Origin of the sequence: Lyngbya aestuarii BL J, from assembly GCF_000478195.2 — a bacterium.
Taxonomy (GTDB): domain Bacteria; phylum Cyanobacteriota; class Cyanobacteriia; order Cyanobacteriales; family Microcoleaceae; genus Capilliphycus; species Capilliphycus aestuarii.
In genome coordinates, this window is record NZ_AUZM01000348.1 from 1 (window position 1) to 513 (window position 513).

1 protein-coding gene is annotated in these 513 nt (G+C 40.2%); it reads right to left on the reverse strand.

Features of this window, described 5'->3' with window-relative positions; genetic code table 11:
- The coding region (locus M595_RS28465) for a PAS domain S-box protein (RefSeq protein ID WP_023070005.1) at nucleotides 1–500 on the reverse strand (500 nt) is incomplete at its 3' end.
- Between the last annotated feature and the right edge of the window lie 13 nt (nucleotides 501–513).

Here is a 513-nt window from a genome sequence, read left to right on the forward strand (position 1 = left end):
ATAGAAGCATTCCGTTCGATCACTTCTAACGCTTGTTCAAGAGTGGTGTTGTTGAGTTTCCCCCGTTGAATTAATGTAATCCATCCTAAAATCGAATTGAGAGGGGTTCGTAACTCATGGGAAAGAACAGCTAAAAATTCATCTTTAATCCGGTTGGCGGCTTCGGCTTCGGCTCTAGCGGATTGTTCTCGTTGGAGGAGGTTAAAACGTTCAGCTTCAATACGTTTACGAGTTGTAATATCAACAGCAGTCATCACGACACCACAAACATTTCCTTCTGCGTTGTGGAGAGGAGCCAAGGAAATACTAATGTCGATTAAGTTATTATCTTTTCCAAGATGTTGAAATTCATAATTACTCAGTGTATTGTTTTTTAGAGCTTGTTGAAATAAGCGATTAAACTGTTCTTCTTGATGGTCAGGAATTACCGGAAAAACTTGATCCATAACTTCTTGAGGTTGCCAACCATAAATCCGTTCGGCGGCTATATTCCAGGTCATGACTTTCTTCTCA